A 23,509-nucleotide genomic window follows, 5' to 3' on the forward strand; every position below is an offset into this window, starting at 1 on the left:
CACTGCTATCCCTCTGCTGAGTGGTCGGGGCGCGTCGACGGATGGGCGCCGGCGGTCACCAACGCCTCCACAGCCTTGCGCGGGTCCTTGCCGGTGACCAGGCTCTCCCCCACCAGGACGGCGTCGGCGCCGCCACGGGCGTAGGCGAGCAGGTCGTGCGGGCCGCGCACGCCCGACTCGGCAATCTTGATCACATTATCGGGGATCTTCGGCGCCAGCTTCGCGAAGACATCGCGGTCGACCTGGAGTGTCTTCAGATTGCGCGCGTTGACCCCGATGACCCGGGCGCCGGCGGCCACGGCCCGCTCGAGCTCCTCCTCGGTGTGCACCTCGACCAGCGGGGTGAGCCCGATCGACTCGGCCCGCTCGATCAGCGACACCAGGGCCGGCTGCTCCAGGCAGACCACCATGAGCAGCGCCAGGTCCGCGCCGTGGGCGCGGGCCTCCCAGAGCTGGTAGGAGGTGAGGATGAAGTCTTTGCGCAGGATCGGGATGTCGACCCGGGCGCGCACCGCGGCCAGGTCTTCGAGGCTGCCGCCGAACTTGCGCCGCTCGGTCAGCACGCTGATGACGTGGGCGCCACCCGCCTCGTAGTCGGCCGCCAGCGCCGCCGGGTCGGCGATCGCGGCGAGCGCGCCCTTCGACGGGCTGGAGCGCTTGACCTCGGCGATCACCGAGATCCGGTCACCCCCGAGCGCGGCCATCGCGTCTCTGGGCGGCTGCGCCCGTTCGGCCCGCTGCTTGAGCTCGTCCATGGAGACGGCCTGCTGACGTGCGGCGAGGTCGGCGCGCACCCCGTCGAGGATGTCGTCGAGGACACTCGGCCCTTCCGTCCGCTCACTCACGCGCTTGGGGTCCCTCCGGTCGGCTTCTGGGGGTGGCGGAGAGTTCGCGTCGCGTCCGCTCTCTGCCTTGTCCTGCGATGGTATCGGCCCCTGTGTGGTCACCTCACCACCGGTCCCCATGGTGGACGCCGCCTAGGGGGCGAGGAACGCCCCGAAAGGCAGATTACGGACGACCCAGTAGACCATGACCACCCCGATGAACGCCCAGAGCCACGCCGGATGTGCCAGCGTCGTGCGTCTAGGCCTGCCCTGCCAGGCCCGCACCACCCACCTGCCCCACCAGAACAGCAGGAACGGGACGGTGGCCACGGCGAGGGGGTTGAGGCCGAGCGCGGCGACCGGGTCGAGGTGGGCCAGCGCGTGGATGGTGCGCAGCGTGCCGCAACCCGGGCAGTAGAGGCCGGTGAGCCACAGGAACGGGCAGGTCGGGTAGTGCCCGGGCTCGTTGGGGTCCACCGTGCCGACGACCGCGAAGACGGCGCCTGTCGCCGCCGCAACACCGAGCGGCGCGAGCAGGCCCTTGAGGCGTTGCCGGCCGCGCCGCTCAGTCGTTGCGATGCTCATGCTCCCAGTATCCGCCTTCCGGTTCGTGCTGGTCGTCGGCCCACGGCCTAGTACGTCGTCGAGTACGTGGACATGCTGGCGGCGAAGATCACGAAGAACAGGACATAGGCGATGACGATCAGGCCGTAACCGATCGCGCCGATGATCAGGCTGCGCTTCCACCAGGTCTTGGCCTCGTCCGCCGCCTGCTGCGCGCCACCGAAGTCGCCGACCTGCCACTTCTGGTTCACCTGCGACGACTTGACGATCGACACGATGCCCAGCGGGAGGCAGCAGAACAGGGTGGTGAGGATGGCGGGGACGAGCTGGTTGTCCGGCGGGGTCCCGCCGCCGGGTGCGCCGCCGTAACCGCCGCCGTAGCCACCACCGCTCGGGGGCTGCTGACCGTAGCCACCGCCGTAGCCGCCGCCGCTGGGGGGCTGCTGGCCGTAACCGCCACCGCCGCTCGGGGGCTGCTGACCATAACCGCCACCGCCGCTGGGGGGCTGCTGACCGTAGCCACCGCCGTAGCCGCCGCCACCGCTCGGGGGCTGCTGACCGTAGCCGCCGCCCGGCGGCTGGGCGCCGTAGCCACCGTCGCCCTGGTTACCGTAACTCATGCTAATGACCCCTCATGTCGTCATCTTTGAGTCGAGTTGCGCGCGGCAGCCTAGCGAGAAACCATCTCCTACGTGGATCAACGTCCATTTTGCGGACAATTCGTAATCGGAACGCAAGCGGGTCGTCACGCCCCGGCTACGCCCGCGGCACGTTACTGACGGGTCAGTAGTCGTACGAGGACGACACCCCGGCGCTCAGACCCATCAGGGTCAGGAAGAAGCCGCCGAAGATCAGCCAGCACAACACCCAGATCACGACCGTGATGTACGAGGTGACGAGCCCACCCACCGCCATGCCCGCACCCTCCTCGCCGGTCCGCTTGATCCGGTTGAGCGCGATGTGCCCGAGGATCACGCCCGGGATACTGGTGACGCCGCAGAAGATCAGGCCGATGATGCCCAGGACGAGCGAGGCCACCGCCATGCCGTTGGTGGAGCGGGGCTGCTGCGGCGGCCCGTAGCCGTAGCCCTGCTGCCCATAGCCCGGCTGCCCGTAACCCGGCTGCCCGTAGCCCTGCTGCGCGTAGCCGCCGTAACTGGGCGGCTGCTGACCGTAGCCGCCGCTCGGGGGCATCTGGCCGTAGCCGAGGTTCTGCGGCTGGCTGCCCGGCTGCTCGCCGTAGCCGCCGCTGCTCGGCGGCTGCTGCCCGTAGCCCCCGCCACCCGGCGGCTGCTGGCCGTAACCCCCACCCCCGCTCTGGGGTTGCTGACCGTAGCCGCCGCCGTAGCTCGGCGGCTGCTGGCCGTATCCGCCTCCGGGAGGCTGCGCGCCATAGCCGCCGTTACCGCCCTGATCCCCGTAGCTCATGAGCTGGCTCCTCATATCTTCGTGGCGAGTTGCAACGGCAGCTTATTGAGGAAACGTTTGCCAAGCAGACAAGGATTCAGAACAGTGGAGGATTCGTCACCATCGAGTCTCAGCGGGATTCGGTGGGGTCGTCACCCCGGTCGAGCGCGTCCCACAGCGCCCGGTCGTCCTTGACCTGCGCCCCCGCTCCGGCGGCCGGAGCCGACTCCCGGTCGTAGCGCGCCGACATGCCGGCCCACCTGCCCCCGCGCACGACCGCGAGCGCTCCCCCGGCGACCATCAGCACGGCCCCGGCGGAGGCGACGACGGGCCCCAGGGGCACGACCTCCCAGGGCAGCTCGGCGGCGCCGCGCAGCACGTTCTGCTCGCGCAGCCAGCCGCTGACGTTGTCGTCCCCGAGCGCCGTCCAGACCCCCAAACCGGCGCCGGCCCCGCACAGGGCGAGCAGCACGCCGACGGCGCGGCGGCCCGCGCCCTTGGTCGCCAGCACGGCCACCACCCCGGCCAGCCCGGCCAGCGCCACAGGGGTCAGGACGGGGCTGAGCTCGCCGCCGGTGGGCGCGGTCGCGTCGAGCCCCTGCAGCACCCGCACCCAGGACTGGCCGGCCGCGATCAGCACGAGCAGGCAGCCCGCGGCGGTCGCCACCACCCAGCCCCACAGCTCCCCGCGCCGCGCCGCGGGCCTTGTCGCCGTCTCCATCGCCGTCTCCATCGCCGTCCCTAGCCGAGCGGGAGCTCGAGCTGGTCGGCGTCGAAGCAGGTGCGGTCTCCCGTGTGGCAGGCCCCGCCCTTCTGGTCGACCCTGACCAGGATCGTGTCGCCGTCGCAGTCGAGCGCCACGGCCTTGACGTGCTGGACGTTGCCGGAGGTGTCGCCCTTGACCCAGAACTCCTGGCGGCTGCGGGACCAGTAGGTGGCCCGGCCGGTGGTGAGCGTCCGGTGCAGGGCCTCGTCGTTCATCCAGGCCAGCATGAGCACCTCGCCGGTGTCGTACTGCTGGGCGATCGCGGGGACCAGGCCTGCGGAGTCGCGCTTCAACCGGGCGGCGATCTTCGGATCGAGGGACATGCTGCCATTCAACCAGCCGCGCCCCGTGCCCCCGCCACATGGGCGCGCCCAGGTCAGCCGAGCGCCTGGGAGAGCGTGTCGTAGATGGGGAACAGCGGCGCCAGGTTCGTCCGCCGCAGGCGCCGCAGCACCTGCCCGTCGGGCGCGACCAGCGCCATGGTGCCGTCCCTGTCGCGCAACGCGGCCAGCTGCCGCACCAGGACGCCGAGCCCGGTCGTGTCGATGAAGGTCAGCGCGCTGAGATCGACCACCAGCCGGGGCCCGTGCGTCTCCACCGCCTCGTCCAGGCACCTGCGGACCTTCGAGACGTTGTCCGCGTCCACCTCGCCCGCCAGGCTGACCACGACGAGCTCCCCGTGCCGGCGCCGCGACATCTCCAGCACGTCCACGCCCATAGTCCTCACGACCCCTCCCGTGGGTGGCTCCGCCGAAAAGGTACACCGCCCTGCGGCTCGTCACGGTGGGTTTTGCAGAGAATGCGGTACGTGATGGCATGGCGAGGAGTAATTTCGGACCTGACGCGTGCTAGGGAGGGCGCCAACGTGGTCCACGTCGCGGGCTCTGTCCTCGATCCCGACCTGGGGGATCACGTCTGCCTGCCGTTCGAGGACGAGCGGGAGCGGATGACGGCCACACGGCTGTTCACGATGAACGGCCTGCGCCGCCGTACCAAAGTAGTGATCATCACGCACGCCGACAGCCCCGAGCGGACGCGTGACTGGCTGGCGCCGCTGGTGCCGGGGTTCGCCGACGCCGAGTCCGCCGGGCAGGTGGAGATCCTGGCCTGCGCCGACACCCACTTCACCAACGGCTCCTTGGACCCGGGGCGGGTGTACGCGGGGCTGGCCGACGCCAACGACCGGGCCCGCAGGCACGGGCAGCACGGCGTGTACGCGCTGGTCGACGCCTCCTGGGGGGTGGGCGACGTACCCGGGCACGCGGCGTTCGAGGCGGCGGCCAACGAGCTGTTCGGGGAGCGGTGGCTGGCGGCCGTGTGCCAGTACGACCGCCGGCTCTTCCCCCGCGACGCCATCGAGCGGGCCGCCTCGGTGCACCCGATCTCGCCGGAGCAGGCGGTGCTGCGCTTCGCCAACACCTGCTCGCCCCGGGGGCTGAAGGTGTGGGGCGACATCGACCTCACCAACCGCCCGGCGTTCGCCTCGTTGCTGGGGCGGCTGGAGGAGGAGCCGGGTGAGGTGGTGATCGACGCCTCCGGCCTCGACTTCATCGACGCCGGCTCGGCCCAGCTGCTGACCGTCACGGCCATGGCCAGGCCGCGCGGGAGCACCGTGGTCGTGTGCCGCGACACCATGGCCAGGGTGCTCCGGCTGATCAGGGCGGACGAGTACATCACGGTGCGCCGGGTGGGCGATGTGTAGACAGGTGCTGTGCGCGAGCTTCGCGCGCGGCCGCATCACGATGCTGCGCAGGACGGTCGCCGAGCACGCCGCGTACGAGGGGCTGGCCGGGCGGAACCTGGAGGACTTCGTGCTGGCGGTCAACGAGGTCGTCACGAACGCGGTCGTGCACGGCGGCGGGTACGGGCGGCTGCGGCTGTGGTCGCACGGCGGGCGGCTGTGGTGCGAGGTCACCGACGAGGGGCCGGGGCTGCCGGCGGGGTGGGTGGGCGACATGCGGCCGCCCGCGGGGTTCGAGTTCCGCGGGCGGGGGTTGTGGCTGACGAGCATGTTGTGCGATCAGGTCACGATCGTGTCCGGGCCCCGGGGCACGACCGTGACCTTCGCGGCCCTGAGGGAGTGAGCCTCAGGAGCGCGCCGAGATCCACGAGGCGTGCAGGTCGGCGTACACGCCCGGGCTCTTGACCAGCTCGGCGTGCGGGCCCCGCTGCACCAGGCGGCCGGCGTCGAAGACCAGGACCTCGTCGGCGTTCTCCGCCGTGGACAGGCGGTGCGCGATCGAGACGGCCGTGCGGCCCCGGGTGACGCCTTCCAGGGCGCGTGCCAGGCGTACCTCCGTGGCCGGGTCGACCGCCGAGGTGGCCTCGTCCAGCAGGAGCAGGTCGGGGTCGGCGAGGTAGGCGCGGGCCAGGGCGACGAGCTGGCGCTCGCCCGCCGACAGCGACTCGCCGCGCTGCCCGACCGGCGTGTCCAGGCCGGCCGGCAGGCCCTCCAGCCAGTCGGTCAGGCCCAGCTCGGTCAGGGCCAGCCTGATCTCCTCGGTGGTGGCCGAGGGCTTGCCGTAGCGGATGTTCTCCTCCAGCGTCCCGTCGAACAGGAAGCCGTCCTGCGGGACCATCACGATCCGCTCGCGCAGGGAGGAGAAGCGCACGTCGCGCAGGTCGTGGCCGTCCACCGTGACGCGCCCCGAGCCGGGGTCCATGAGCCGCGTCAGGAGCTTGGCGAACGTGGTCTTGCCCGACCCGGTCTCCCCCACCACGGCGACGCGGGAGCGGGGCGGGATCTCGACCGAGACCTCGCGCAGCACGGGCACGCCGCCGGGGTAGGAGAAGTGCACGTCCTCGAAGGCGACCTCGATGGGGCCGCGGGGCAGCTCCACGCCCTTGTCGCCGGGGTCGGCCACGTCGGGCGGGGTGTCGATGACGCCGAGGATGCGGCGCCAGCCGGCGACCGCGTTCTGGGCCTCGTTCAGCACCTCGGTGGCGGTCTGCAGCGGCGAGACGAACAGCGTCACCAGGAACAGGAACGCCACCAGCTGCCCCTGCGTGATGTCGCCCGACAGACCCAGCCGCACGCCGAGCAGCACGATGCCGGCGATGGCGACGGCGGCCACGATCTCGGTCAGCGGGAAGACGAAGCCGACGATGGTCTGCGCCCTGATCTGGGCCTTCCTGTTGGCGTCCACGGCCGTGTCGATGCGCTCGGCGGTGCGGCGCTCGGAGGCGTAGGCCCTGATGACGGTGGCGCCGACGACGGACTCGCTGACCGCGGCCAGCATGTCGCCGGTGCGCTCGCGTACGACGGTGTAGGCGCGCGACAGCAGCCGCTGGAAGCGCGGCAGGGCGATCATCAGCGGGATGAAGCTGACCCAGACCAGCAGGGTGAGCTGCCAGGAGTAGACGAACATCAGGACGGTGGCCACGAAGAGCTGGCCGAACGCCACGATGATCATCAGCCCGCCCCACTGCATGAAGTTGCTGATCTGGTCGATGTCGTTGGTGACGCGGGAGACCAGGGCGCCGCGGCGCTCGGTGTTCTGGGTGAGCACCGACAGGTCGTGCACGTGCCGGAAGCCGCGTACGCGCAGGGTGGCCAGGGAGGACTCGGTGGCCTTGTACAGGCGGACGTTCATGGCGTACGCGGCCACGGCCGTGAGGACGACCGCGGCGGCGCAGATCAGGACGGCGGTGGTGATGTACGGGAGGTCGGGGGTGCCGGTCTTGAGGCCCCTGTCGATCGTCTGCTGGACCGCGATCGGTACGATGATCTTGCCGATGGTGGCGACGACGGCCAGCGCCAGGGTGCCTGCCAGGCCCTTGCGGAACTCGGGGGTGAGCGAGAGCCCCTGGCGGATCGTGGCCATCGCGGAACGGTCCGAGTCGCGCCGGATGCTCTGCGCCGTCATGCGCTGACCTCTTCTTCCTCGATGGGGACGTCGATGGCGGCCCGCTCGGCCTCCTCGCGCTCGTAGGCGGTCACCAGGTTCCGGTAACCGGCGCAGCGCCGGATCAGCTCCTCGTGCGGCCCCCGGTCCACGACGCGGCCCCGGTCCAGGTAGACCACCTCGTCGGCCAGGGCGATCGTGGCCATCCGGTAGGCGACGACCACGACGGTGGACGCCTCGGCGGCGTCGCGCAGGCCGTACAGGATCTTGGCCTCGACCTGGGGGTCCACGCTGGAGGTGGCGTCGTCGAGGATGAGCAGGCGCGGGCGGCGCACGACCGCGCGGGCCAGGGCGATGCGCTGGCGCTGGCCGCCGGACAGGGAGGCGCCGCGCTCGCCGACGCGGGTGTCGATGCCGGAGGGAAGGCGGCCGACGAATCCGTCGGCCTGGGCCAGCCGCAGGGCCGCCCACACGTCCTCCTCGGCGGCGTCGGCGCCGAGCGCGACGTTGCCGCCCACGGTGTCGTCGAACAGGAACGTCTGCTGCGGCACCAGCGCCACCGACTCGGCCACCCCGCCGTAGGGCAGCTCCCGCAGGTCCACGCCGTCGAGCAGGACCCGGCCGGAGTCGGGGTCGACCAGGCGGACGAGGAGCTGGACGAGCGTGGACTTGCCGGAGCCGGTGGGCCCGACGAGGGCCACGGTGCGGCCGGCGGCCACCTCGAAGGTGACGTCGTGCAGGACCTCGGCCTCGCCGTAGGCGTAGGAGACGCCGGAGACCTCCAGCTTCGCGGGGCTGGTCGAGGTGAGGGGGGCGGTGCCGTACTCCATGGAGCCGGACGCCTCCAGCACGGCCTCGACCCGCTGCCACCCGACGACGCTGCGCGGCAGCTCGGCCAGCACCCAGCCCAGCGCCCTGATGGGGAAGGCCAGCAGGGTGAACAGGTAGGCGACCTGCACCAGGTCACCGGCGTCGATCGCGGTCGCCGTCAGGCGCACGGCGCCCACGGCCAGCACCGCGAGCACGCCGAGCGTGGGCAGCGCCTCCAGCATCGGGTCGAACAGCCCGCGCACCCGGCCGACGGCGATGTTGGCGTCGCGCAGCTCGTGGGCGCGGCGCCGGAACCGGTCGGTCTCCAGGTCCTCACGGCCGAGCGTCTTGACGACCAGCGCGCCGTCGAAGCTCTCGTGCGCGATCTCGCTGACCTCGGCGCGCAGTTGCTGCGCGCGGGTGGCGAGCGGGCTGAGCCTGCGCTGGTAGACGAGGTTGAGCACGGCGATGGCCGGGAAGATGAGGAAGCCCACCAGCGCGAGCACGAGGTCCGTGAACAGCATCGCGATCGCCGCGGTGAACAGCATGACGATCACGCCCACGGCCATCGGCAGCGGCGCGAGCGGCGCCCAGGCGGCCTCGGCGTCGGCGCTGGCGTTCGACAGCAGCTGCCCCGTCGGATGGCGGTGGTGCCACGACAGCGGCAGCCGGAGATACTGCTTGGTCACGTCCCGGCGCGACCTGGCCTGCATGCGGTACTGCATGACGCCGGCCAGGATGCGCCGCCCCGCCACGCCGAACGCCTTGAGCAGGGCCGTGCCGAGGATCAGCAGCACGCCCGTCCACATCGTGCCCGCCGTGACCTGTCCCGCGCCGAACGAGGTCAGCACCACGTTCTGCGTCGCCCAGCCCAGGGCCCAGGCTGAGGCGACGGTCATGCCGCCGTAGACGGCGCTGGCGAGAACGGCCAGCGCGAACACTGCCTTCTCCGTACGAATGGCCACCCCAAGGACACGAAGCCCTTGGCGCATCACGGCCGAGGTGACCTTGGTCGCCACTCGGTAGGTATCCTCTCAACTCTGACGTTTCTACGTATGTCACTATCACGCCTGATCATCCCGTTATTCCCACCGGTAGGGTTGAACACGTGACTCATGCTCGTGGCGAACGCGCCGCGCTCTGCGACCTGCTCGACCGGCTCGGCCCGGACGCGCCGACCCTGTGCACGGGCTGGACCACCTATGACCTGGCCGCCCACCTGGTCCTGCGCGAGCGCAGACCCGACGCGATGGGCGGCATCGCGCTCAAGCCCCTGGCCGGTTACACCGCCTCGGTGCAGAACGGCCTCAAGGCCCGCCACCCCTACCCCGAGCTGGTCGGCCTCGTCCGCAAGCCCGGCGGCGTCTACGGCCTGCTGCCCGCGCTCGACGAGGCCGTCAACACGCTGGAATACTTCGTGCACCACGAGGACGTCCGCCGCGCCCAGCCGTCGTGGGAGCCGCGCGAGCTGACCGACGACTTCGAGCGGCTCATCTGGAAGCGGGTCTCGGCCGGCGCCCGGCTCATGCTGCGCAGGTCGCCCGTGGGCGTGGTGCTGCACCGCCTGGGCGGCGGCGTGACGCTCGGCGGGCCCCGGGGCGGCTCGCGGGTGGAGGTCACCGGCAGGGCCGCCGAGCTGCTGATGTTCTGCTTCGGCCGGCAGCGGCACGCCAGGGTGGAGCTCACCGGCGAGCCGGAGGCCGTCAGCGCGTTGCGCGCGGCCACGCTCGGCGTCTAGCGGGACCCGCCGCCCGCCATCCGCCGGCCATCCACCCGCCGCCATCCGCGTGCGCGCCGGAAATCCCGGCGCGGCAGGCGCTCGCGAGCAATCTCATGCCCGTACCATGGCATGGGAAAGAAGCCCCCCGGTTAGGATCATGTACATCTTTCCCAAGATGCCTAGTGATCGCCCAGATCCGGGTATATACGGCTGGGAATGGACTGCAGGAGGCCCCCCATGCAGGTCAAGAAGGTGATCACCTACGTGGCTGTCGCGTTCGTGGTCTTCTACCTGTTCACCCGGCCGGCCCAAGCCGCCGCCGCGGTCAACGGTGTGTTCGACGGAATCCTTCAGGGAGCCAATCAGTTGGCCGTGTTCTTCTCAAGTGTTCTGACCTGACGGATGGTTCTGTCTGCGTCAGGTGCTTCCCCGCGCTGCCAGATCGTGTTACGCAGGCAGGATGAGAGATCGCCCCAGCGGCACCAAGATCAATCAGCTCGGTTCCGACGCGCGGCGCATCCTCGAGCGAGCTGAGCTCGAGGGCATCGAGCTGATCCGTTTTCTGTACGCCGACCACGGTGGCGTCATTCGTGGGAAGGCGGCGTCCCGGTCCCGGTTGGCCGAACGGCTCAGCACGGGCATCGGGCACACGGTGGCCATGATGGCGATGAACATGCTCGACCAGCTCCAGGACGTCGAGCACATGGGTCCGGTGGGCGAGGTACGCATCGTCCCCGACCCCGCCACGTACGTGCCGTTGCCCCACGCGCCCGGCGCGGCCGCGATGCTGTCGGACCTGTGCCGTCCCGACGGCACCCCGTGGGAGGCGTGCTCGCGGACGTTCCTCAAGAACGCGATCGCGGAGCTGAGGACCGAGGGTTACTCGGTGGTGGCCGCGTTCGAGCCGGAGTTCACGCTCGGCCGGCGGCTGCCCGACCCGTCCGGAGGGCCCGACCGGCTGGTGCCGCTCGACGACTCGCTCTGCTATGCCGGCACGGGCTTCGACACGGCCCACGACTACACGATCAAGCTGATCCGCGCCCTGGAGACGCAGGGCCTGCGCGTCGAGCACTACCACCCCGAGCTCGGCCCCGGCCAGCAGGAGCTGTCCGTGCGCCACGCGCCCGCCCTGCGCGCCGCCGACAACCACGTCATCTACCGCGAGACCGTGCGCGGCGTGGCCATGCGCATGCAGATGTGGGCCTCGCTGGCCCCCAAACCGCTGGCCGACCAGGCCGGCAACGGCGCCCACCTGCACCTGTCGCTGTGGAACGACACGCAGAACGTCTTCGCCGAGGAGAACGAGGTGCGCGACGGCTTCCTCGGCGGCCTGATCGCCCACCTGCCCGCCCTCACGGCATTGACCTGCGGCAGCGTCAACAGCTTCCGCCGCCTGGCACCCCGCACGTGGGCAAGCGCGTACGCGGTGTACGGCCCCGACAACCGCGAGGCCGCGATCCGCCTGTGCTCCCCGCTGGGCGAAAGCGGCGAGCCGAACCTGGAGCTGAAACCCTCCGACTCCTCGGCCAACCCCTACCTGTCGCTCGGCGCCGTCATCCACGCGGGCCTCGACGGGATCCGGCGCAAGCTCGACCCCGGCGAGGCCGTGGACGTCGACCCGGACACGCGGCCGGGCCGCTACCCCCGCCTGCCCGCCTCGCTGGACGAGGCGCTGGACGCGCTGGAGGCGGACGAGGTGCTCATGGAGGCGCTGGGGCCGCTGCGGCGCAGCGCGTACCTCGCCGTCAAGCGGTCCGAGGCGGCCGCGTTCGCCGCCAAGGACGTCCCCTACGAGCTCTTCCAGCACCTGCGGGTGTTCTGACGGGCTAGCGCACCGGGTGGCCCGCCATCCGGAGCGTGTCCTTGACCTCGGAGATCTTCAGCGTGCCGAAGTGGAACACGCTGGCCGCCAGGACGGCGTCGGCGCCCGCCGCCACCGCCGGAGGGAAGTCCTCCAGGCGGCCGGCACCGCCGCTGGCGATCACCGGCACGCGCACGGCCGCCCTGACCGCGCGCAGCATCTCCAGGTCGTAGCCGTCGAGCGTCCCGTCGCCGTCCATCGAGTTGAGCAGGATCTCGCCCACGCCGAGCTCCTCGCCCCGGGCCGCCCACTCCACCGCGTCGATCCCGGTGCCGCGCCGCCCGCCGTGGGTGGTCACCTCGAAGCCGCTCGGGGTGCCCGGTGCCCGCCGGGCGTCCACGGACAGCACGACGCACTGCGCGCCGAACCGCCTGGACGCCTCGGTGAGCAGCTCCGGCCGGGCGATGGCGGCCGTGTTGAGCGACACCTTGTCGGCGCCGGCGCGCAGCAGCCGGTCCACGTCCTCGACCGCGCGCACGCCACCGCCGACGGTGAGCGGGATGAACACCTGCTCGGCGGTCCTGCGCACCACGTCGAGCATGGTCTCCCGCTCGCCGGAGGACGCGGTGATGTCCAGGAAGGTCAGCTCGTCGGCGCCCTCCTCGTCATAGCGCCTGGCCAGCTCCACCGGGTCGCCCGCGTCGCGCAGGTTCTCGAAGTTGACGCCCTTGACCACACGCCCGGCGTCCACGTCGAGACAGGGGATCACTCTTACCGCTACGGTCATGCTCGCAGTGCCTCGATTTCGATCTCGACCAGCATTCTCGGGTCGACCAGCCCGGCCACCCGGACCCCGGTGCAGGCGGGGCGTACTTTGCAGAAGACCTCGTGGATGGCCCGCCCGACGGGGTCGAAGTGGCGCTGCTCCACCACGTAATAGCGGACCATGATGACGTCCTCCCTCGTCAGGCCGCCCATCAGGACGGCCTCGAGGGCGATGCCGATCGCGGTCAGGCTCTGCTGGTAGGCGTCGCCGACATGGCGCACCTCTCCGTCGACCGTGGCCGTGCAGCCGGACACGATCACGCGCTCGCCCGCCACCACGGCGCGGGCGTAGCCGTATTTCTCCTCCCAGATGCCGCCCGAAAACACCCTGTAGCCGGTGCTTTCCATACCGATGCTGCTGACGCTCATCTCGCCCCCTCCCGGCAAGAGCTACACGCGTACCGCGGCCAGCGCGTTTTCCAGTGTGAACGCGTGAGCGTACAGGGCCCTGCCCACGATGGCGCCTTCCAGTCCGTCCGGGACGAGGGAAGAGAGAGACAGCAGGTCATCGAGGCTGGAAACGCCGCCGCTGGCCACCACCGGCTTGTCGGTGCGGGCGCAGATCTGCCGGTAGAGGTCGAGGTTCGGGCCCTGCAGCATGCCGTCCTTGGTCACGTCGGTGACCACGTAGCGGGGGCAGCCGTCGGACTCGAGGCGGTCGAGGACCTCCCACAGGTCCCCGGAGTCCTGGGTCCAGCCGCGGGCGGCCAGCGTGGTGCCGCGCACGTCGAGCCCGACCGCGATCCGGTCACCGTGCTCGGCGATGATCTTCCGGCACCACTCGGGCCGCTCCAGCGCGGCGGTGCCGATGTTGACCCGGCGGCAGCCGGTGGCCAGGGCCGCGGCCAGGGAGTCGTCGTCGCGGATGCCGCCCGACAGCTCCACGTTGACGTCCAGCCGGCCGATCACGTCGGCGATCAGGTCGCGGTTGCCGCCCCGCCCGAACGCGGCGTCCAGATCGACGAGATGGATCCACTCGGCACCCGCCTCCTGCCAGGCCAGCGCGGCGGCCAGGGGCTCGCCGTAGCCGGTCTCGGTCCCGGCCTCGCCCTGCACCAGGCGTACGGCCTGACCGTCGGCGACATCCACGGCGGGCAGCAATACGAGCGACATTCAGATCCTCCGGTCGAAAGCGAGGGTCACGACAACGGGTGCGAGCAGCAGGGAGAAGACCAGGACGGCGAAGCTGAGCGGGAACGAGCCCCAGATCAGCCAGACGATCACCTGGACGAGCAGGAAGCCGAGCGCCACCACGGCGTTCTGGGCGCGATGGCGGCGGGCGAGCAGGCCGCCCTGGCGGTAGAACCGCACCGGGCGCGGGACCACGCGGGCCACGACGGCGCGGCGGCGGGCCCGGCGGGCCTGCCGCTCCTCGTTGGCCCGGATCGCGCGCGCCCGCTCGGCCTCCCGCTCCGCCCTCCGGCGCGCGCGCTCCTTGCTCATAGGGTCTGAAGCCAGTTCTTCAGCAACGCGGCGCCGGCGTCGCCGGACTTCTCCGGGTGGAACTGGGTGGCCTTGAGCGGGCCGTTCTCCACGGCGGCCACGAACGGCACGCCGTGCTCGGCCCAGGTCACGATCGGCTCGGCGAACCCGTCACCGGTGCGCAGCTCCCACTCGCGCACCCCGTAGGAGTGCACGAAGTAGAAGCGGGTGGCCGCGTCGAGCCCGTCGAACAGCACGCTGCCCGCGGGTGCCTTGACCGTGTTCCACCCCATGTGGGGCAGCACCGGCGCGTCGAGCCGCTCGACCGTGCCCGGCCACTCGCCGCAGCCCTCGGTCTCCACGCCGTGCTCGACGCCCTTGGCGAAGAGGATCTGCATGCCGACGCAGATGCCCAGCACAGGGCGGCCGCCGGACAGGCGGCGGGCGACGATCCGGTCGCCCTGCACGGCCTTGAGGCCCTTCATGCACGCCTCGAACGCGCCCACGCCCGGCACGACCAGCCCGTCGCACTCCATCGCCGCGTCGAAGTCGGGCGTCACGGTCACCTCGGCGCCGGCCCTGGCCAGCGCGCGCTCTGCCGAACGCAGGTTTCCCGAGCCGTAGTCGAGCACCACGACGTTCTTCTTGCTCACCACCACAACACCCCCGCCGTGATCGCCATCGCCGCACCGAGCGCGCAGATGGCCGCACCGATCTTGATTCCCTGCCTGGCCAGGGAGAACACGCCGCCGATCAGGAACAGTCCGATGAACACCATCACGCCGGCGAGGAGGTTGTCGGTCATAGGACGCCCTTGGTGCTCGGCACGCCGGTGGCGCGCGGGTCGGGCTCCGACGCCTCGCGCAGGGCCCTGGCCAGCGCCTTGAACTGGGCCTCCACGATGTGGTGGGCGTTGCGGCCGTACGGGACGTGCACGTGCAGGCAGATCGCCGCCTGCGCGACGAACGACTCCAGGATGTGGCGGGTCATCGTCGTGTCGTATTCGGGGCCGATCATCGGCGCCATGCCCTCGGGCTCGTGGTGCACGAGGTAGGGGCGGCCGGACAGATCGACGGTGACCTGGGCGAGCGACTCGTCCAGCGGGCACGACGCGCTGCCGAACCTCCTGATGCCCGACTTGTCGCCCAGCGCCTCGCGGAACGCGGCGCCCAGCGCGAGCGCGGTGTCCTCGATCGTGTGGTGCGAGTCGATGTGCAGGTCGCCCTCGGTCTTGACCGTCAGGTCGAACAGCCCGTGCTTGCCGAGCTGGGCCAGCATGTGGTCGTAGAAGCCGACCCCGGTGGACACCTCCACCCGGCCGGTGCCGTCGAGGCCGACCTCCACCAGGACCGAGGTCTCCTTCGTGACACGCTCGACGCGACCTACGCGGCTCACAGGACTCCTTCCAGGGCGGCGCGGAAGGCCGCCATCTCCTCGCCGGTGCCGATCGACACACGCAGCCATTCTGGCGGGCCCACCTCGCGGATGAGCACCCCGCGCTCCAACATCCCCTCCCACACCTTGCGCCGGTCGGGGAACCGCCCGAACAGCACGAAGTTGGCGTCGGAGTCGGCCACCGCCAGGCCCTTGGCCCGCAGCCACGCCACCGTTTCGTCGCGCTCGCGCCGCAGCGCGTCGACCGAGCCGAGCAGCTCGGCGCGGTGCCGCAGCGCCACCCGCGCGGCCGTCTGGGTGATCGTGGACAGGTGGTACGGCAGCCGCACCAGCAGCAGCGCCTCCACCACGGCCGGGTGCGCGGCCAGGTAGCCCAGCCGGGTGCCCGCCATGGCGAACGCCTTGGACATCGTCCTGGAGACGATCAGCCTCGGGTGTGCGGGCAGCAGGGTCAGCGCCGACGGCGTGCCCTCGCGGGCGAACTCGGCGTAGGCCTCGTCCACCACGACCATGCCGGGCGCCGCGGCCAGGACCGCCTCGATGGTCGCCAGCGGCTGCGCGGTGCCGGTCGGGTTGTTCGGGGAGGTGATGAAGACGATGTCGGGGCGGTGCTCCTCGATCGCGGCGGTGACCTTGCCGGGGTCGAGCGAGAAGTCCTCCTCGCGGGCCGCCCTGACCCACTCCGTGCTGGTGCCGGTGGTGATGATCGGGTGCATGGAGTAGGACGGCTCGAACCCCATGGCGGTGCGGCCGTGGCCGCCGAACGCCTGCAGGATCTGCTGGAGCACCTCGTTGGAGCCGTTGGCGGCCCACACCTGGGCGGCCGACAGGCCGTGGCCGAGGTAGGAGGCCAGGTCGGCGCGCAGGTCGAGGGCGTCGCGGTCGGGGTAGCGGTTGAGCTCGCCGGCCCGCGCCCCGATCTCCCCGGCCAGGTCGGCGACCAGCTCGGGAGAGGGCGGGTAGGGGTTTTCGTTGGTGTTGAGCCGGACCGGGACGTCGATCTGGGGAGCGCCGTACGGCGTCTTGCCCCTCAGGTCGTCGCGGATGGGCAGGTCGTCCAGGTTCACTCGGTCTCCGTGGGCACTCGCCAGTCGAATCGGGCGCGGATCGCGGCACCGTGGGCGGGCAGGTCTTCGGCGTCGGCCAGGACCGACACGTGGGCCGCCGCGCCCGCGAGCGCCTCACGGGTGTAGTCGACGACGTGGATGCCGCGCAGGAACGACTGCACCGACAGGCCGCTGGAGTGGCAGGCGCACCCGCCCGTGGGCAGCACGTGGTTGGAGCCGGCGAGGTAGTCGCCGAGCGAGACCGGCGCGTAGGTGCCCACGAAGATCGCCCCGGCGTTGCGCACGCGCGCCGCGACGGCCGCCGCGTCGGCGGTGTGGATCTCCAGGTGCTCGGCGGCGTACGCGTCGACGACCTTGAGGCCGTCGTCGATCGAGCTCACCAGCACGATGCCCGACTGCCGGCCGCTCAGCGCCTCGGTGATGCGCTCGGAGTGCCGGGTGGCCGAGATCTGGCCGGGCAGCTCCTTCTCGACCGCGTCGGCCAGCTCGGCACTGGTGGTGACCAGCACCCCGGCGGCGATCGTGTCGTGCTCGGCCTGGCTGATCAGGTCGGCGGCGACGTGGACCGGGTCGGCCGTCTCGTCGGCCAGGATGGCGATCTCGGTCGGGCCCGCCTCGGAGTCGATGCCGATGCGGCCCTTGAGCAGCCGCTTGGCCGCCGCCACCCAGATGTTGCCGGGCCCGGTCACCATGGTGACCGGCGCGCACTCCTCGGTGCCGTAGGCGAACATGGCCACCGCCTGCGCACCGCCCACGGAGTAGACCTCCGCCACGCCGAGCAGCGCGCACGCGGCCAGGATCGTGGGGTGCGGCAGCCCGCCGAAGTCCTTCTGCGCCGGGCTGGCCACGGCCAGCGAGCCGACCCCGGCCTCCTGGGCCGGCACGACGTTCATCACCACGCTGGACGGGTAGACCGCGCGGCCGCCCGGGACGTAGAGGCCCACGCGATCGACCGGCACCCACCGCTCGGTCACGGTGCCGCCGGGCACCACCTGCGTGGTGACGTCGGCGCGGCGCTGGTCGCGGTGGACCAGCCTGGCCCGCCTGATCGACTCCTCCAGCGCGGCCCGGACCCTGGGGTCGAGCTCGCGCAGCGCCCGGTCCAGGGCCTCGGCGGGGACGCGGGCGGAGGCGATGTCGACACCGTCGAACCTGGCGGTCAGCTCCCGTACGGCTGCCGCCCCGCGATGGCGCACGTCGTCGCAGATGAGCCGCACCTTGTCCAGGGCGGCCTCGACGTCGAGCTCGGCGCGGGGCAGCACGTCGCGCAGGTCCTCGGGCAGAGAACCGCGCATGTCAATACGGGAAATCACCCTGACAGTCTACGGAGTCCGGGCCTCGAATCAGGTTCTGTCCATTATCCGGAACGAGTGACGGCCGCGGGGTGGCGCTCGCCGACGCGCACCCCGCGGCCGTCATCACCCCGGACCGGGCCTGCCGGGGCGGTGCCGTGGCCATCACGGGGGTACGGCCACGGCAGGGGAAAGCTTGGTTCTCTCCTCTGCCCGGGACCGGCTGCCGCTAACGCCCCCGGGTCAAGAAAAACTCGCGGTAACGCAAACCTAACGTTGAGTGGTTTTTGCCGTGGACACGTGTCGCCGGACGCCAGGCCCCCGCCTGGGCGAGTGTTTTCGTATTACTTGTCCATTATGTCCGTTCCTTTTACCCTTACCGCATGGGACAGTGGCGCGGGCCCGACGGCATCCTGGTCGAGGCGATCATCCTGGACGATCGCCCGCTGCTGCGCGTCTCCCACCGGGTCAACGGCCGCACCTACCTGCGCGGCTACTGCGCCACCGTCGGCGAGCTCGGCGAACACGGCGTGGACCTGGCCCTGCTGGTGGAAGACAAGCCCCTTGACCATCTGTAGACCCCCTGCCGCCACTGTCGATCAGGCGGACGGGGTACGGCATGCACCATGGTGCGGCTGCCGGCCTATTCGCCGATGCTGGCCCAGCTGGGCACCCTGACCTCCGTCCAGGGTGCGGACTGGGCCGTGGAGATGAAATGGGACGGCGTGCGCGCCCTCGCCTACGTCGAGGACGGCGCCGTCCGCCTGATGTCGCGCAACGGCAAGGAGATCACCCCCGCCTACCCCGAGCTGCAGCTCATGGCCGGCGCCACCGGCGGGCACGCGGTCGTGCTCGACGGGGAGGTCGTGGCCTTCGACGAGGCCGGGCGGCCCAGCTTCGAGGCGCTGCAGCCCCGGATGCACCAGCGCAACCCGGCGGCCGTGGCGGAGCTGGTCAGGGCGGTGCCGGTGACGTTCATGGCCTTCGACCTCCTGCACCTCGACGGCGACAGCGTGATCTCGCGCCCCTACACCGAGCGCCGGGAGCTGCTGGAGGGCACGCTCACGCCCGGCTACCGGTGGGAGGTGCCCGTCTGGTTCGCCGACCACGCCTCGCGGGCGTTCGACTCCTCGCGGCAGCTCGGGCTCGAAGGGGTCGTGTGCAAGCGCATGAGCTCGCCGTACCGGCCGGGCCGGCGCAGCGGCGAGTGGACGAAGGTCAAGAACGTCAGGACCGTCGAGGTCGTGATCGGCGGGTGGAAACCGGGGGGCGGGCGCCGCTCGGGGATGATCGGCTCGCTGCTGCTCGGCGCGTACGACCCGCACGGCCGGCTGCGGTACGTCGGCCACGTCGGCACCGGGTTCACCGAGGCCATGCTGCGCGATCTGGGCGAGCGGCTGGCACCGCTGGAGCGGCGCGAGCCGGCCTTCGACGAGGAGGTGCCGCGCGAGCACTCCCGCGACGCGCACTGGGTGGAGCCCCGGGTGGTCGGCGAGGTGCAGTACGCCGAGGTCACCGGCGACGGGCGGCTGCGGCATCCCTCCTGGCGGGGGCTGCGGCCCGACCGCGATCCGGCCGAGGCCGGCACGGCGGAGATCCGGCCGCAGGAACACGAGGGCGACGCCGCGGCGGGCTGACCGCGACACGCCATCCCTGGCTACAGTTCGTAGACTTATGGTGACTTACAGTGACTGGGAGGTTTGTCGAGCTGCTCGGGGGATACTGTGCGGAAAACTCTGGCCACCACCCTCACCACGCTGGCGGGCGTCACGCTGGCGCTGCCCGCGGCGGCAGACCAGCCGCCGGCGGCCCCGGCCGCCCAGGCCGCTCCGGTGCCACCCGCCCAGGCCGCACCGGCCCCGTCCGTCCCGGCCGAGCAGCCCGCGCAGCCGATCGAGGCGCAGCAGCCCGCGCAACCGGCCCAACCGGCGATCAAGGCGCACCAGCCCCAGCCCGCACACCCGGTCAAGTCCGGCCGGCCCGCGCCCGTCGCCGCCGCCGTGCGGGGCCGTTCGACGTGGGGGGCCGAGGCGTCGCCGCTGATGCGCCCCGGGCGGGCCGTGCGCTACTGGACCGCGGGCAAGCAGGCCAAGGCCAAGGCCGCCGACCTGCCCCCGAGCCTGCCCGGCACGGCCGCGGCCGACGTCGTCCTGTCGGCCGAGCGGCGCAGCAGCGTGCCCTCGGCCAAGCGGATCACCCCCGGCGGGGACACCAACGGCTACGCCCGCATGCCCCGCCCGTACACGAGGGCGGCGCACAGCCGGATCAGCGGCCGCCTCTTCTTCGTCAACGCGGCCGGGCACGGCGACTCCTGCACCGCCTCCGTCGTACGCTCGGCGGCCAGGCTGCTCATCGTCACCGCCGCCCACTGCGTCTACGGCGTCCCCGAGGGCTCCACGACCGGCCGCTGGCACAGCAGCTTCGCGTTCGTGCCCGCCTACGACGGCCGGGCGGCCGGCGAGCGGCAGCGCGAGCCGTACGGGCGGTGGGGCGGCCGGCGCGCCTGGAAGCCCGACGGGTACACCGGGATGAACGGCGGCGACTGGAACTCGATCTACGACATCGCCCTCATCGAGGTCGGCCGGCGCAACCGCACCCTCCAGGAGGCCGTCGGCGCCTTCACCCCGGTCCTCAACCAGGGAGGCAAGCACACCATCGCCACCACGGGCTACCCGGGCCTGCTCGGCAGGAAGCCGTACGACGGAAGGGACCAGCTCTGGTGCCTGGGCAGGACCCGGCAGGCACAGGGGGTCACCGGCGACGAGACCATGCTCGCCGCCCGCGACGCCGACGCGGAGGCGACGGCGGGGCGGCTGGAGACGTACAACTGCCACCTGTACAAGGGCCACAGCGGCGGGCCGTGGGTCGTCAAGGGCACCGGAGACCTGGTCGGCGTGCTGTCGGCGGGCAAGGAGGACGGCGAGTCCGACGGCAACTCCGTCGCCAACGCGCTCAACCTCGAAGGCTACGGCGCGATCGTCAAGAAGGCCGACCCGCGCGGCGTGTACGACGCGCTGTCGGTCAAGCTGACGGGCCCGCGGCGCCCGGTCAGGCGCGGCGACCCCGCCACCGTCACGGCCACCGTCACCATGCGCGGCCTGATGGCCGCCGCCCAGGTGCCCGTCACGCTCACCCTGCCGTCCGGCGTGAACCTGGCCTCGGTCAGCGGCGCCACGTGCCGGAGCACCACCCGGGAGGCCGCCTGCACCATCGGCACCATCCACCCGGACCGGCCGGTCCGCATCACCGCCCGGGTGAACGTGACCAGGGACGCCGGCCACCCGCTGCCCATCGCCGCCCGCGTCGTCTCCACCCGCCTCGACCCGACCCAGCGCGACAACACCAGCACCCTGCGCCTCCCCGTCCGGTGACGCTCAGGCGGGCACCGGCGCCGGGTCCTTGATCGTGCGCGCCAGCAGCCAGGCCAGCACCGGGAACACGATCAGGCAGGCCAGCGCCGTCCGGAGCGAGGCGGCCTCCGCCACCGCGCCCACCAGCGGGCTGGCCAGGCCGCCCACGCTCACCGCCAGCCCCAGGGTCACGCCGCCGGCCGTGCCCACCCTGGTCGGCAGGAAGTCCTGGCCGAGCGTGACGTGCAGGGAGAAGGGCGCGTACAGGGCGATCGACGAGGCGGCGACGAACACGTACGCGGCGGGGCCGGGCACCAGCACCACGCCGGCGACCGCCGGGACGGCCAGCGCGTACGCCAGGCACATCGTCGGCATCCGCCCCCGGCGCGCCGCCAGCCCGCCGCCCAGCACGGTGCCCACCGCCCCGCCCGCGAACAGCACGAACAGCGCCACGGCCCCGGCCGCCCCGCCGCCCATGTACAGGGCCACGAAGGCGCTCAGGCCGACGTACACCACGGAACGGAAAACGATCACCAGCGTCAGCCGGACGAACGACGGCCAGTCGTCCCGCCCGGAGACCGGCCCGGCGGCCCGCGCCGCCTGCCCGCCCCCGGCCAGGGCCCTGATCGCCGGCAGCGTCACCACCGCGCCCAGCACCGCCGGCAGCACCAGGAACGGCGAGGCACCCAGACCCCATCCCGCCAGCAGCGGCGTCACCAGCACGGGAGCCGTGGCGAAACCCAGCGTCCCGCCCAGGGAGAACCAGCTCATCCGCACGTGGCTGCCCTCGCTGGCGACCCTCGCCAGCCGGGCCGACTCCGGGTGGTACGCGGCCACGCCCAGCCCGGACAGGGCCACGGCCAGCCAGGTCAGCACGTACGAGTCCGCCACGCCACCGGCCGCCACCCCCACCCCGGCGACGACCATGCTCACCGGGATCAGCCACGGCATGCGCCACCTGTCGGTCAGCACGCCGAACAGCGGCTGCACGACCGACGACAGCAGCGTGGCGGCCAGCACGATGCCGGAGACGGCGACGTACCCGTAACCGCGCCCGGCCACCAGGAACGGCACGAGAGCGGGGACCGCGCCCTGGTAGAAGTCCACGGTGGCGTGACCGGCCGCGAGCATGGGGATCCTGTTCACGCTCCGATCATGTCCCGGCGACCGGCTGGCCCGCTTCCGATAAAATGCCAACTTATGACGGGAATCCGCCACCTGCCCGAAGCCCCGACCGGGCGGCGCTCCCTCGCCCCCGGCGCCGGCATCGACGCGCACCGGCACGACACCCACCAGATCGTGTACGCCTGCCGCGGCGTCCTGTCGGTCACCACGGACGCCGGCACCTGGGTGGCCCCCGCCAACCGGGCGATCTGGGTGCCGGCGGGGACCGTGCACGAGCACCGGGCCCACGGGGACACCGACGTGCGGCTGGTGGGGCTCACCGACAACCCGCTCGGGCTGGACCGGCCGGCGGTGCTCGCGGTCGGACCGCTCCTCCGCGAGCTGATCGTCGCCTACACCGGCACCCCTGCGAGCGGCGGCGGGAGACATTCCGACGGGGGCGAGCGGGGCCGGCTGCTGGGCGTGCTGCTCGACCAGCTGAAACGCGCCCCCGAGCAGCCGCTCCACCTGCCCACCGCCAGGGACCCGCGCCTGGCCGCCGTCTGCGCCGCCCTGCACCGCGACCCCGCCGACAACAGCACCCTGGCGCGGCTCGCCGCCCGGAGCGGGACCAGCGACCGCACGCTGGCCCGCCTGTTCCGGGCCGAGCTGGGCATGAGCTTCCCCCAGTGGCGCACCCAGCTCCGCCTCCACCACGCCCTCCTCCTGCTCGCCGACGACGTGCCGGTGACCGCCGTCGCGCACCGGTGCGGGTGGGCGTCGGCGAGCGCGTTCATCGACGTGTTCAGGAGGGCGTTCGGGTACACCCCCGGCCGGGCCTTTACATTGTAGATTCGCTACAATTGAGCCCCGTGAGCAAATCGAAAGGCAAGGGCGGCACTCCGGCCACCATGGCGCTGACCAACGCGAAGGCCGAGTTCACGCTCCACCCGTACGAGCACGACGCCTCCGCCCAGGCCTACGGCGAGGAGGCCGCGGACGCGCTCGGCGTGCCGTACGAACGGATCTTCAAGACGCTGGTCGCGGAGGTCGAGAGCGGGCTGGCGGTGGCGGTCGTGCCGGTCGCGGGCAAGCTCGACCTCAAGGCCCTGGCCAGTGCGCTCAACAGCAAGCGGGCCGCGATGGCCGACGCCGCGAAGGTGGAGCGGGTCACGGGCTACGTCGTCGGCGGCATCAGCCCGCTGGGCCAGCGCAAGCAGCTCCCGACCGTGGTCGACTCCTCGGCCCTCGACTTCGAGACGATCTACTTCTCGGCCGGGAAGCGCGGCCTGCAGATCGAGACCGCCCCCGACAACC

29 protein-coding genes are annotated in these 23,509 nt (G+C 72.1%); 10 read left to right on the forward strand and 19 right to left on the reverse strand.

Annotated elements, in window-relative coordinates:
• Window positions 1-5 precede the first annotated feature (5 nt).
• From trpC to ACTWPW_RS38385, 7 genes are all read right to left on the reverse strand, one after another.
• The gene (gene trpC, locus ACTWPW_RS38355; protein WP_375109305.1) at window positions 6-845 is read right to left on the reverse strand and encodes an indole-3-glycerol phosphate synthase TrpC; all 840 of its coding nucleotides are present in this window, start codon (window positions 843-845) and stop codon (window positions 6-8) included.
• 132 nt (window positions 846-977) lie between these two features.
• Window positions 978-1,409: a DUF2752 domain-containing protein gene (locus ACTWPW_RS38360; protein WP_364118518.1), complete on the reverse strand. Its 432-nt coding sequence runs from the start codon at window positions 1,407-1,409 to the stop codon at window positions 978-980.
• Between the two features lie 47 nt (window positions 1,410-1,456).
• Window positions 1,457-2,008: a CD225/dispanin family protein gene (locus ACTWPW_RS38365; RefSeq protein ID WP_375109304.1), complete on the reverse strand. Its 552-nt coding sequence runs from the start codon at window positions 2,006-2,008 to the stop codon at window positions 1,457-1,459.
• 163 nt (window positions 2,009-2,171) lie between these two features.
• On the reverse strand, window positions 2,172-2,816 hold the full coding sequence (locus ACTWPW_RS38370; protein ID WP_443171540.1) for a DUF4190 domain-containing protein: 645 nt from the start codon (window positions 2,814-2,816) through the stop codon (window positions 2,172-2,174).
• A gap of 109 nt (window positions 2,817-2,925) precedes the next feature.
• A complete protein-coding gene (locus tag ACTWPW_RS38375) occupies window positions 2,926-3,516 on the reverse strand; it encodes a Trp biosynthesis-associated membrane protein (protein ID WP_443171541.1) in 591 nt (196 codons plus the stop codon).
• A gap of 20 nt (window positions 3,517-3,536) precedes the next feature.
• Window positions 3,537-3,884 (reverse strand): phosphoribosyl-AMP cyclohydrolase, encoded by a 348-nt coding sequence (gene hisI / locus ACTWPW_RS38380; protein WP_375109301.1) that lies wholly within the window; start codon window positions 3,882-3,884, stop codon window positions 3,537-3,539.
• A 53-nt stretch (window positions 3,885-3,937) separates the two neighbouring features.
• Window positions 3,938-4,279: an STAS domain-containing protein gene (locus ACTWPW_RS38385; RefSeq protein ID WP_375109526.1), complete on the reverse strand. Its 342-nt coding sequence runs from the start codon at window positions 4,277-4,279 to the stop codon at window positions 3,938-3,940.
• Window positions 4,280-4,426: 147 nt separating this feature from the next.
• Between ACTWPW_RS38385 and ACTWPW_RS38390 the strand changes: the two genes are divergently transcribed.
• Window positions 4,427-5,263 (forward strand): MEDS domain-containing protein, encoded by an 837-nt coding sequence (locus ACTWPW_RS38390; protein WP_443171542.1) that lies wholly within the window; start codon window positions 4,427-4,429, stop codon window positions 5,261-5,263.
• Entirely contained in the window at window positions 5,256-5,645 is a 390-nt protein-coding gene (locus tag ACTWPW_RS38395) for an ATP-binding protein (protein ID WP_375109299.1), read from the forward strand. Before ACTWPW_RS38390 ends, ACTWPW_RS38395 begins: the two co-directional genes overlap by 8 nt.
• A gap of 3 nt (window positions 5,646-5,648) precedes the next feature.
• On the opposite strand, the gene ACTWPW_RS38400 is transcribed toward ACTWPW_RS38395, so the two are convergent.
• Both ACTWPW_RS38400 and ACTWPW_RS38405 read right to left on the reverse strand, forming a co-directional pair.
• Complete coding sequence (locus ACTWPW_RS38400; RefSeq protein ID WP_443171543.1) at window positions 5,649-7,427, reverse strand: ABC transporter ATP-binding protein; 1,779 nt, start codon at window positions 7,425-7,427, stop codon at window positions 5,649-5,651.
• A complete protein-coding gene (locus tag ACTWPW_RS38405; protein ID WP_443171549.1) occupies window positions 7,424-9,208 on the reverse strand; it encodes an ABC transporter ATP-binding protein in 1,785 nt (594 codons plus the stop codon). Before ACTWPW_RS38405 ends, ACTWPW_RS38400 begins: the two co-directional genes overlap by 4 nt.
• Before the next feature lie 116 nt (window positions 9,209-9,324).
• On the opposite strand from ACTWPW_RS38405, the gene ACTWPW_RS38410 reads away from it, so the two are divergent.
• The 3 genes from ACTWPW_RS38410 to ACTWPW_RS38420 all read left to right on the forward strand — a co-directional run bounded on the left by ACTWPW_RS38410 (window position 9,325) and on the right by ACTWPW_RS38420 (window position 11,758).
• Window positions 9,325-9,954 (forward strand): TIGR03085 family metal-binding protein, encoded by a 630-nt coding sequence (locus ACTWPW_RS38410; RefSeq protein ID WP_375109297.1) that lies wholly within the window; start codon window positions 9,325-9,327, stop codon window positions 9,952-9,954.
• 219 nt (window positions 9,955-10,173) lie between these two features.
• The gene (locus tag ACTWPW_RS38415) at window positions 10,174-10,335 is read left to right on the forward strand and encodes a hypothetical protein (RefSeq protein WP_168019289.1); all 162 of its coding nucleotides are present in this window, start codon (window positions 10,174-10,176) and stop codon (window positions 10,333-10,335) included.
• A 61-nt stretch (window positions 10,336-10,396) separates the two neighbouring features.
• Entirely contained in the window at window positions 10,397-11,758 is a 1,362-nt protein-coding gene (locus ACTWPW_RS38420) for a glutamine synthetase family protein (protein WP_375109296.1), read from the forward strand.
• Between the two features lie 4 nt (window positions 11,759-11,762).
• Here ACTWPW_RS38420 and hisF read toward each other — a convergent pair whose 3' ends face one another.
• The 9 genes from hisF to hisD are packed head-to-tail and all read right to left on the reverse strand — an operon-like array spanning window position 11,763 to window position 17,759.
• Complete coding sequence (hisF, locus tag ACTWPW_RS38425) at window positions 11,763-12,524, reverse strand: imidazole glycerol phosphate synthase subunit HisF (RefSeq protein WP_375109295.1); 762 nt, start codon at window positions 12,522-12,524, stop codon at window positions 11,763-11,765.
• A complete protein-coding gene (locus ACTWPW_RS38430) occupies window positions 12,521-12,931 on the reverse strand; it encodes a Rid family hydrolase (protein ID WP_375109294.1) in 411 nt (136 codons plus the stop codon). Before ACTWPW_RS38430 ends, hisF begins: the two co-directional genes overlap by 4 nt.
• Before the next feature lie 21 nt (window positions 12,932-12,952).
• The gene (gene priA, locus ACTWPW_RS38435) at window positions 12,953-13,675 is read right to left on the reverse strand and encodes a bifunctional 1-(5-phosphoribosyl)-5-((5-phosphoribosylamino)methylideneamino)imidazole-4-carboxamide isomerase/phosphoribosylanthranilate isomerase PriA (RefSeq protein ID WP_375109293.1); all 723 of its coding nucleotides are present in this window, start codon (window positions 13,673-13,675) and stop codon (window positions 12,953-12,955) included.
• Window positions 13,676-14,005, reverse strand: a complete 330-nt coding sequence (locus ACTWPW_RS38440) for a hypothetical protein (RefSeq protein ID WP_364118492.1) — start codon at window positions 14,003-14,005, stop codon at window positions 13,676-13,678.
• On the reverse strand, window positions 14,002-14,640 hold the full coding sequence (hisH, locus tag ACTWPW_RS38445; RefSeq protein ID WP_364118490.1) for an imidazole glycerol phosphate synthase subunit HisH: 639 nt from the start codon (window positions 14,638-14,640) through the stop codon (window positions 14,002-14,004). Before hisH ends, ACTWPW_RS38440 begins: the two co-directional genes overlap by 4 nt.
• Window positions 14,634-14,789 carry a hypothetical protein gene (locus ACTWPW_RS38450; RefSeq protein ID WP_364118488.1) on the reverse strand — a complete coding sequence of 52 codons (156 nt, stop codon included), beginning with the start codon at window positions 14,787-14,789 and terminating at the stop codon, window positions 14,634-14,636. Before ACTWPW_RS38450 ends, hisH begins: the two co-directional genes overlap by 7 nt.
• Entirely contained in the window at window positions 14,786-15,379 is a 594-nt protein-coding gene (gene hisB, locus ACTWPW_RS38455) for an imidazoleglycerol-phosphate dehydratase HisB (protein WP_364118486.1), read from the reverse strand. The genes ACTWPW_RS38450 and hisB overlap by 4 nt, the downstream gene beginning before the upstream one ends.
• Window positions 15,376-16,446, reverse strand: coding sequence for a histidinol-phosphate transaminase (locus ACTWPW_RS38460; RefSeq protein WP_443171544.1), 1,071 nt, complete (start codon window positions 16,444-16,446; stop codon window positions 15,376-15,378). The genes hisB and ACTWPW_RS38460 overlap by 4 nt, the downstream gene beginning before the upstream one ends.
• The gene (hisD, locus tag ACTWPW_RS38465) at window positions 16,443-17,759 is read right to left on the reverse strand and encodes a histidinol dehydrogenase (protein WP_375109291.1); all 1,317 of its coding nucleotides are present in this window, start codon (window positions 17,757-17,759) and stop codon (window positions 16,443-16,445) included. Before hisD ends, ACTWPW_RS38460 begins: the two co-directional genes overlap by 4 nt.
• A 362-nt stretch (window positions 17,760-18,121) precedes the next feature.
• Here hisD and ACTWPW_RS38470 point away from each other — a divergent pair, with 362 nt between their 5' ends.
• The 3 genes from ACTWPW_RS38470 (at window position 18,122) to ACTWPW_RS38480 (ending at window position 21,109) form a co-directional block, all read left to right on the forward strand.
• On the forward strand, window positions 18,122-18,316 hold the full coding sequence (locus tag ACTWPW_RS38470; RefSeq protein WP_364118480.1) for a hypothetical protein: 195 nt from the start codon (window positions 18,122-18,124) through the stop codon (window positions 18,314-18,316).
• A 48-nt stretch (window positions 18,317-18,364) separates the two neighbouring features.
• Window positions 18,365-19,375 (forward strand): non-homologous end-joining DNA ligase, encoded by a 1,011-nt coding sequence (gene ligD / locus ACTWPW_RS38475; protein WP_443171545.1) that lies wholly within the window; start codon window positions 18,365-18,367, stop codon window positions 19,373-19,375.
• Window positions 19,376-19,462: 87 nt separating this feature from the next.
• A complete protein-coding gene (locus tag ACTWPW_RS38480; protein ID WP_443171546.1) occupies window positions 19,463-21,109 on the forward strand; it encodes a trypsin-like peptidase domain-containing protein in 1,647 nt (548 codons plus the stop codon).
• Between the two features lie 3 nt (window positions 21,110-21,112).
• Here ACTWPW_RS38480 and ACTWPW_RS38485 read toward each other — a convergent pair whose 3' ends face one another.
• Entirely contained in the window at window positions 21,113-22,234 is a 1,122-nt protein-coding gene (locus ACTWPW_RS38485) for an MFS transporter (RefSeq protein ID WP_443171547.1), read from the reverse strand.
• A gap of 54 nt (window positions 22,235-22,288) precedes the next feature.
• Here ACTWPW_RS38485 and ACTWPW_RS38490 point away from each other — a divergent pair, with 54 nt between their 5' ends.
• Entirely contained in the window at window positions 22,289-23,044 is a 756-nt protein-coding gene (locus ACTWPW_RS38490; RefSeq protein ID WP_443171548.1) for an AraC family transcriptional regulator, read from the forward strand.
• Window positions 23,045-23,103: 59 nt separating this feature from the next.
• The coding region (gene ybaK, locus ACTWPW_RS38495; protein ID WP_443171550.1) for a Cys-tRNA(Pro) deacylase at window positions 23,104-23,509 on the forward strand (406 nt) is incomplete at its 3' end.

The organism is Nonomuraea sp. KM90 (assembly GCF_052246675.1).
GTDB lineage: Bacteria > Actinomycetota > Actinomycetes > Streptosporangiales > Streptosporangiaceae > Nonomuraea.

What these genes read in the sequence shown, in the direction of transcription:
- ACTWPW_RS38360 (WP_364118518.1), bottom strand. Translation starts at nt 1,409, where the DNA reads ATGAGCATCGCAACGACTGAGCGGCGCGGCCGGCAACGCCTCAAGGGC.
- ACTWPW_RS38365 (WP_375109304.1), bottom strand. Translation starts at nt 2,008, where the DNA reads ATGAGTTACGGTAACCAGGGCGACGGTGGCTACGGCGCCCAGCCGCCG.
- ACTWPW_RS38370 (WP_443171540.1), bottom strand. Translation starts at nt 2,816, where the DNA reads ATGAGCTACGGGGATCAGGGCGGTAACGGCGGCTATGGCGCGCAGCCT.
- ACTWPW_RS38375 (WP_443171541.1), bottom strand. Translation starts at nt 3,516, where the DNA reads ATGGAGACGGCGACAAGGCCCGCGGCGCGGCGCGGGGAGCTGTGGGGC.
- hisI (WP_375109301.1), bottom strand. Translation starts at nt 3,884, where the DNA reads ATGTCCCTCGATCCGAAGATCGCCGCCCGGTTGAAGCGCGACTCCGCA.
- ACTWPW_RS38385 (WP_375109526.1), bottom strand. Translation starts at nt 4,279, where the DNA reads ATGGGCGTGGACGTGCTGGAGATGTCGCGGCGCCGGCACGGGGAGCTC.
- ACTWPW_RS38395 (WP_375109299.1), top strand. Translation starts at nt 5,256, where the DNA reads ATGTGTAGACAGGTGCTGTGCGCGAGCTTCGCGCGCGGCCGCATCACG.
- ACTWPW_RS38400 (WP_443171543.1), bottom strand. Translation starts at nt 7,427, where the DNA reads ATGACGGCGCAGAGCATCCGGCGCGACTCGGACCGTTCCGCGATGGCC.
- ACTWPW_RS38405 (WP_443171549.1), bottom strand. Translation starts at nt 9,208, where the DNA reads ATGCGCCAAGGGCTTCGTGTCCTTGGGGTGGCCATTCGTACGGAGAAG.
- ACTWPW_RS38415 (WP_168019289.1), top strand. Translation starts at nt 10,174, where the DNA reads ATGCAGGTCAAGAAGGTGATCACCTACGTGGCTGTCGCGTTCGTGGTC.
- ACTWPW_RS38420 (WP_375109296.1), top strand. Translation starts at nt 10,397, where the DNA reads ATGAGAGATCGCCCCAGCGGCACCAAGATCAATCAGCTCGGTTCCGAC.
- hisF (WP_375109295.1), bottom strand. Translation starts at nt 12,524, where the DNA reads ATGACCGTAGCGGTAAGAGTGATCCCCTGTCTCGACGTGGACGCCGGG.
- ACTWPW_RS38430 (WP_375109294.1), bottom strand. Translation starts at nt 12,931, where the DNA reads ATGAGCGTCAGCAGCATCGGTATGGAAAGCACCGGCTACAGGGTGTTT.
- priA (WP_375109293.1), bottom strand. Translation starts at nt 13,675, where the DNA reads ATGTCGCTCGTATTGCTGCCCGCCGTGGATGTCGCCGACGGTCAGGCC.
- ACTWPW_RS38440 (WP_364118492.1), bottom strand. Translation starts at nt 14,005, where the DNA reads ATGAGCAAGGAGCGCGCGCGCCGGAGGGCGGAGCGGGAGGCCGAGCGG.
- ACTWPW_RS38450 (WP_364118488.1), bottom strand. Translation starts at nt 14,789, where the DNA reads ATGACCGACAACCTCCTCGCCGGCGTGATGGTGTTCATCGGACTGTTC.
- ACTWPW_RS38470 (WP_364118480.1), top strand. Translation starts at nt 18,122, where the DNA reads ATGGGACAGTGGCGCGGGCCCGACGGCATCCTGGTCGAGGCGATCATC.
- ligD (WP_443171545.1), top strand. Translation starts at nt 18,365, where the DNA reads ATGGTGCGGCTGCCGGCCTATTCGCCGATGCTGGCCCAGCTGGGCACC.
- ACTWPW_RS38490 (WP_443171548.1), top strand. Translation starts at nt 22,289, where the DNA reads ATGACGGGAATCCGCCACCTGCCCGAAGCCCCGACCGGGCGGCGCTCC.